The 7,222-nt window shown below is 44.1% G+C and carries 5 protein-coding genes; 4 read left to right on the plus strand and 1 reads right to left on the minus strand.

Going from position 1 to position 7,222, the window contains the following annotated elements; translation table 11 throughout:
• The first annotated feature begins 46 nt into the window (after positions 1–46).
• The 3 genes from cobA (at position 47) to nifJ (ending at position 5,777) form a co-directional block, all read left to right on the plus strand.
• On the plus strand, positions 47–796 hold the full coding sequence (gene cobA, locus C8N47_RS15995) for a uroporphyrinogen-III C-methyltransferase (protein ID WP_107823579.1): 750 nt from the start codon (positions 47–49) through the stop codon (positions 794–796).
• A gap of 184 nt (positions 797–980) precedes the next feature.
• Complete coding sequence (locus tag C8N47_RS16000) at positions 981–2,159, plus strand: AAA family ATPase (protein ID WP_107823580.1); 1,179 nt, start codon at positions 981–983, stop codon at positions 2,157–2,159.
• A 51-nt stretch (positions 2,160–2,210) separates the two neighbouring features.
• Positions 2,211–5,777: a pyruvate:ferredoxin (flavodoxin) oxidoreductase gene (gene nifJ, locus C8N47_RS16005; protein ID WP_107823581.1), complete on the plus strand. Its 3,567-nt coding sequence runs from the start codon at positions 2,211–2,213 to the stop codon at positions 5,775–5,777.
• Between the two features lie 343 nt (positions 5,778–6,120).
• Here nifJ and C8N47_RS16010 read toward each other — a convergent pair whose 3' ends face one another.
• The gene (locus C8N47_RS16010) at positions 6,121–6,573 is read right to left on the minus strand and encodes a hypothetical protein (protein ID WP_107823582.1); all 453 of its coding nucleotides are present in this window, start codon (positions 6,571–6,573) and stop codon (positions 6,121–6,123) included.
• A 247-nt stretch (positions 6,574–6,820) separates the two neighbouring features.
• On the opposite strand from C8N47_RS16010, the gene C8N47_RS16015 reads away from it, so the two are divergent.
• Positions 6,821–7,039 (plus strand): Nif11-like leader peptide family natural product precursor, encoded by a 219-nt coding sequence (locus C8N47_RS16015; RefSeq protein ID WP_107823583.1) that lies wholly within the window; start codon positions 6,821–6,823, stop codon positions 7,037–7,039.
• Positions 7,040–7,222: the final 183 nt, after the last annotated feature.

A 7,222-nucleotide genomic window follows, 5' to 3' on the forward strand; every position in this document is an offset into this window, starting at 1 on the left:
ATTTTCAGTCAGAGCACGCGTAATCGGCTCTATATATACGAATACCATGTTTAAAAATCATTTGATATCTATTGTCGGTGCCGGGCCGGGCGACCCGGATTTGCTGACTGTAAAAGCTTTGCGCCGCATTCAGGAGGCTGATGTTATTTTATATGATGCGCTGCACGGAGACGAGGTGCTACAGCTGGCATCTACGCAGGCCGTAAAAATATATGCGGGTAAGCACTATCAGGATGGGCAGCACCAAACGGAGCGGCAGGACAAAATTCACGAACAGCTAAAAGAATATGCTCTGCAGGGCTTGCGGGTGGTGCGTCTTAAAGCCGGCGACCCGTTTATTTTTGGCCGGGGAGCCGAGGAGCTCGAGTTCTGCTTTCGCGAACAACTGACCGTGGAAGTGGTGCCCGGCATAACAGCGGGCTTGGCCGCTGCTTCGGCATTTCATATTCCGGTGACCTTGCGCGGTGAAAACAGTATGGCGCTGTTTTATACCGGCCACAAGCGTAACGGCGGGTTCAGCGATATCGACACCGTGGCATCTGTGTTGAAATCAAACGGCCCCGTAATTGTTTATATGGGATTGAAAAATTTACAGCTGCTGGTAACTGCCTTGCTCGAGCGAGGAGTAGACCGGCACACACCGCTGCAAATATCGAGCAGGGTAGGACATGCCGATCAGCAAAATTATTCAACTAGCCTGGAAGAACTTGACGGTTTTCTGCGTAAAAATGAACCACCAATGCCGGCCGTTATTTTAATCGGGACGCACGCAAAACCGGTTTTGCCTGAAAAATAGGCAGATAATAATTTGTGCAATCGATTGAATACCAGTATTCGTGTCTTCCGTTGCTTTCCTTTCTTTGCAGCTAAACCTTATTTTTACTAATTATAAATAGCAAGCAGACCTGTATTTTGACATCTCCGGATTGCAGAAAATTTATTTTTCTGTCTACTTTTGTTTGCACTAAATGCAGCAATAGATGGAAAACCTGCTTCAGATACACCAATCATTAACGGATACACCTCAGGAGTATTTGCGAAGAGGACTGATGGATGAGATCGATTGGTCTGATCGTTTAATCTGTATCAAAGGTTTTCGTGGTGTTGGTAAAACAACATTTCTTTTAGACATTGTAAAAGAGCGTTTTAATAACGATAAATCCTGCCTGTACGTCAATCTGAATAATTTCTATTTTACCAAGCGGAAAATCTACAATTTCGCAGACGAATTTTATAAAAAGGGCGGAAAAGTTCTGATCCTGGATCAAATACACAAATATCCGGATTGGCATGTCGAGTTGCGGGATTGTTATTACAACCTACCTGATCTTCAGATTATCTTTTCATCTTCGCCGGTATTGCGGGTCATCGAGGGGCATGATGAGCTAAAAGGCATCGTGCGTGTTTATCACCTGGTGGGCTTGTCGTATCGCGAATATTTGAATTATAAAGGCAATTTTAATTTTTCAGCCTATAAACTGGACGATATCCTGAAGAACCATCGTGAAATTGCGGCCGAAATTACTCGCGTGGTAAAGCCCCTGGCTTATTTTAATGAATATCTCGAAACCGGCTATTACCCGTATTTCCTGAACAGCAAGTCGTTCTACCGCGAGTCGCTGCTCAAACACGTGAACTTGGCTCTGGAGATTGATGTGACGTATTTGAATCAGATTGAATTGAAATATTTGCCCAAGTTGCGCAAACTATTGCAAATTATCTGTAGTCAGGTGCCTTTTTCGCCCAATGTGAGCAAGCTGAGCGTGGATGTGGAAACATCGCGCGCAACGATTATGAATTATTTGCGTTATCTGAAAAATGCCCGCTTAATCAACTTGCTGTATTCAAACGGCGACGAAGATCAGTTGAAGAAGCCGGATCTGATCTATGCGCATAATACCAATATTTTATATGCCGTTGATTCGGATAACATCACGAATCGGAATCTGCGGACGACCTTCTTTTATAATCAGTTGAATATTCACCATGAGGTAAAAAGCTCGGAAAAAGCCGATTTTAAGATTGACGGCACACACGAGTTTGTGATTGGTGGTAAATACACCACGGCAGTTGATGCAGCAAGTTATGCCGCTGCCGATATGATCGAGGAGGGCAGCGATAACATCATTCCGCTGTGGCTCTTTGGCTTTTTGTATTGAGAATATTTGAGAATTAAAATAAATAAGTTGTAAAAATTAACTTGAATAAAAATGGCAAAACAAAAGAAGTATGTTACATGTGACGGTAACTACGCAGCAGCGTATATGAGTTACATGTTCAGTGAAGTAGCCTGTATTTATCCAATTACTCCGTCGTCAACAATGGCCGAGTATGTGGACGAATGGGCTGCAAAAGGAATGAAAAACTTGTTTGGACGTCCGGTACGTTTGGCTGAGATGCAATCAGAGGCTGGTGCTGCCGGTGCTGTTCACGGTGCATTGCAGTCAGGTGCCTTAACGTCAACCTACACTGCTTCTCAGGGATTGTTGCTGATGATCCCGAACATGTATAAAATTGCAGGTGAATTGTTGCCTACAGTTTTCCACGTAAGTGCCCGTGCATTGGCATCTCACGCGTTGTCGATCTTCGGTGACCACTCTGACGTGTACGCTGCCCGTCAAACTGGTTTCGCTATGTTGGCTGCCGGTTCGGTACAAGAAGAAATGGACTTGGCTGGTGTTTCTCACTTAGCAACTTTGAAATCTCGCGTACCTTTCTTGTCGTTCTTCGACGGATTCCGTACTTCTCACGAGATTCAAAAAATCGAGTATTTGGATGCTGAAGACATTCGTCCTTTGGTTGACATGGATTTGATCCAGGCTTTCCGCGATCGTGCGTTGAACCCTGAATCTCCGGTAACTCGCGGTACCGCTCAAAACCCGGATATTTTCTTCCAGGCTCGCGAAGCTTCAAACCCATTCTACGATGCGGTTCCTGATATCGTTGAAGGTTACATGGCTGAGATCAGCAAACTGACCGGTCGCGAATATCACCCATTCACTTACTATGGTGCTAAAGATGCTGAAAACATCATCATCGCTATGGGGTCGGTAACTGAAACAATCAAAGAAACCATCGATTACCTGGCTAGCCAAGGTAAAAAAGTTGGTTTGATGTCAGTACACCTGTATCGTCCGTTCAGCGCTAAATATTTCATGGACGCACTGCCTAAATCAGTGAAACGTATCGCTGTTTTGGATCGCAGTAAAGAGCCTGGAGCTAATGGCGAACCATTGTACCTGGATGTAAAAGACTTGTTCTACGGAAAAGAAAATGCTCCGGTAATCGTTGGTGGTCGTTACGGTTTAGGTTCAAAAGACACGACTCCGTCTCAAATCCTGGCTGTATACGAAAACCTGGAAATGGCTGAACCTAAAAACGGTTTCACCCTGGGTATCGTTGACGACGTGACTTTCAAATCACTTCCGTTGAAAGCTGAAATTAAAATTTCTCCTGAAAATATCTACGAAGCTAAATTCTATGGTTTAGGTTCTGACGGTACGGTAGGTGCGAACAAAAACTCAATCAAAATCATCGGTGGATCTACCGACAAATCTTGTCAGGGGTACTTCGAGTACGACTCGAAAAAATCAGGTGGTTTCACTTGTTCTCACTTGCGTTTCGGCGACAGCCCAATCCGTTCAACTTATTTGGTAACTACTCCCGACTTCGTAGCTTGCCACGTTCCGGCTTACATTCACCTTTACGACGTATTGAAAGGTTTGAAAAAAGGCGGTTCATTCCTGTTGAACTCAATCTGGGACGAAGAAGAAACGAAGAAACGTTTACCGAATAACATGAAACGTTATTTGGCTGAAAACGAAATTAAATTCTATATCATCAACGGTACTAAACTGGGTGAAGAACTTGGTTTGGGAACGCGTACAAACACCATCATGCAGTCTGCATTCTTCAAAATTACCGGCGTAATTCCTTACGAACAAGCCGTTGAAGAAATGAAGAAAGCGATTGTAAAATCGTATGGTAAAAAAGGTGAGAAAATCGTTAACATGAACTACGCTGCTGTTGACGCAGGTGGTGTTAACGTTGTTGAAGTAGCTGTTCCGGCTGAATGGAAAGACATCAAACTGGAAGAAGAAGTTGCTGCAACTGACCGCCCTGAGTATATCAGCAAATTTGTTGATGTAATCAATGCTCAAGAAGGTAACAGCTTGCCTGTCTCAACTTTCGTCGGATACGAAGATGGTACTTTCGAACAAGGAACTTCAGCCTTCGAAAAACGTGGTGTTGCGGTTAATGTACCTGAATGGCAAGCCGACAACTGTATCCAATGTAACCAATGTGCTTACGTTTGTCCTCACGCTGCTATTCGTCCGTTCCTGATGACAAAAGACGAAGTTGAAGCTGCTCCTGCCGGTACTGAAACCCGTGTTGCAACTCCAACAAAACAGTTCGACGGATTAAGCTTCCGTATCCAGGTGTCAGTTCAAGACTGTACTGGTTGTGGTAACTGTGCCGATGTTTGTCCTGCAAAAACAAAAGCTTTGGAGATGAAACCTCTGGGTACTCAGGAAGCTGAAGTTTCTCGCTGGGAATACATGTCGAAAAATGTGACTTACAAAGAAACTGTTGTTGACAAAAACAAATCAGTTAAAAACTCTCAGTTCGCTCAACCATTGTTCGAGTTCTCTGGTGCTTGTGCCGGTTGTGGTGAAACTCCTTATGTGAAATTGATCACTCAATTGTACGGTGAGCGCATGATGATTGCCAACGCTACAGGTTGTTCTTCAATCTATGGTGGTTCGGCTCCTGCAACTCCTTACTGTAAACACAACCAAAGTGGTCACGGTCCGGCTTGGGCTAACTCACTGTTCGAAGACAACGCAGAATATGGTTTCGGTATGGCTGAAGGTGTGAGCGCTCAACGCGACCGCATCGAAGTTGTGATGAAAGATGCTATTGCTGCCGGTGTTAGCGAAGAAGTTGCTGCTGCTTTCAACGCCTGGATCGAAGCGAAACAAGATGGCGACAAAACAACTGAAGTATCCAAAGCTGTTGTTGCCGTATTGGAAGGTAACGATGCAGAATACGCCAAAACAATTTTGAGCCTGAAAAAATACCTGGCTAAAAAATCAGTTTGGGTATTCGGTGGCGACGGTTGGGCTTACGACATCGGTTACGGTGGTGTTGACCATGTATTGGCTTCAGGTGAAGATGTGAACGTATTGGTAATGGATACCGAAGTTTACTCAAACACTGGTGGTCAGGCATCTAAATCAACTCCGGTTGGAGCTGTTGCTAAATTCGCCGCTTCGGGTAAGAAAATCCGTAAGAAAGATTTGGGTATGATGGCTATGTCTTACGGTTACGTTTATGTAGCTCAGGTTGCCATGGGCGCTAACCAGGCTCAATACCTGAAAGCGTTGCGTGAAGCTGAAGCTTATCCAGGACCTTCATTGATCATTGCTTATTCTCCTTGTATCAACCACGGCTTGCGTGCAAGCATGGGTAAATCGCAGGATGAAGAGAAAAAAGCTGTTGAAGCTGGTTACTGGTCAATGTACCGCTACAACCCCATGTTGGAAGCTGAAGGTAAAAACCCATTCGTTTTGGATTCTAAGGAACCGGATTGGAGCAAGTTCCAGGACTTCCTGAAAGGTGAGGTTCGTTACACTTCATTGATGAAATCATTCCCGGAACAAGCTGCTGAATTGTTCGCGGCTGCCGAGGAAAATGCAAAATGGCGTTTGGCTGGTTACAAACGTTTGGCTGCTATGGATTTCTCAGCTGCTAAAGAAGAAGCTTCTGCAGAATAAAAAAAAGACCGTTTATTATACAGCAAAAGCCACTGTCCGAAAGGATGGTGGCTTTTTTCGTCAGAAGGTCTTACCACGCAGAGGCGCTAAGTCGCAATGCCAAAACAAACAGTTTTTGATTAGATGAGGAACGACAACCCGACAACTTTTGCCAACAGGCTATCAGAAAGTCCTTTCAGAACCTATCCTTTTCCATTTCGACTTTTGATCAAAAAAGGAACTTTGTCCTACCGGACGGGTTTTCATTTTTGTAGTGACACAAAAACGAAACAAAAAATTGCAGAAAGCACTACGCTCAGCAAAAATCAAGCAAGCTTGTTTTGCATTCACTTAAACGTGCTTTTCATGGCTGATTTTTACCTGCAACCTCCATCTGCCGAAAAGCTAAGTTCAGCCGGGTGATCTCCGTCTCTCGACGGAGCTTCCCGGTTTCTCTAAGCTTTTCGTTTGATGGAGGTCTTGATAAAAATAGGCCACTCGGTTCCAACTCTTCCCCATTAATCAAACCACCTCCTTGCTCGGTGATGCTGCTTTGGACAACAACCCGACAACTTTTTGAAAACAACGACAACAGCATTGTCGAAAAATAGTAAACTTTCATCCCTGTTGGTGATTCCCCGGACAGCACCGAAATACCAACGGATCGAAGCGAAATACCTTCGGATTGAAGCGAAATGCCTTCGGATTGAACAGAAATATCCCCGGAAGAGTACGAAATACCTTCTGCCTGAACCGAAATATCGCCGGACCTTACGGAAACATCTCCGGCGTGAAAAGAAGTATTGGCTGACAGCATAGAGATGAGGCTTGTAGGTACCCAAACGCCTGTTTCAATCTCGGAAATCTTAGAAAAGTTTGCGTTTTTGCTCCTAATAGGTTCGATACAGACTGAAAGAGAATTATTCTGGTGTATGGCTGATAAAAGAACACAAATATCAGTGTTAAATATTCACCGCGTTAGGTTAAGTTTTGATTTGTGATCGAAATGTCAGATTGATTTGTGGCTATATTTGGACTATCACTAACTTTTAAACTTTAAAAAGATGTCAAAGAAAGCCGTTTTAGATTTGCTGGATAAAGGTGCCGATGATCGTCAGTTTCGGGTGAAGTATGACAACACCTTTTCAGAAGAAAAATTTGTGGAACTAGCCAAAGAAGATGGTTTTGATTTCACCGTCGAAGAGCTGGGGCAGGTTTTGCGCGAGAATGGTGATTCATTCGAATCGTACGGAAATCCGCCTAAAAAAGGTATTTGGGTATAAGCTTTAGGCGTATTGCCTTTAGGGAAAATCGATCGGCAGGGTTGGTCGCTGATGTAGTCTAATACGCAATTCGTAAGGCTTTTTCAACGTAAGCGTCTCGGCGATGACGCAGCCCAAAAAACAGCCCGTCAATTTTCAAATGGAATTGACGGGCTGTTTAAGTTATTTTATTGAGCAGACCAC

It is taken from the genome of Mangrovibacterium marinum (assembly GCF_003046625.1).
GTDB classification, from domain to species: Bacteria; Bacteroidota; Bacteroidia; order Bacteroidales; family Prolixibacteraceae; genus Mangrovibacterium; species Mangrovibacterium marinum.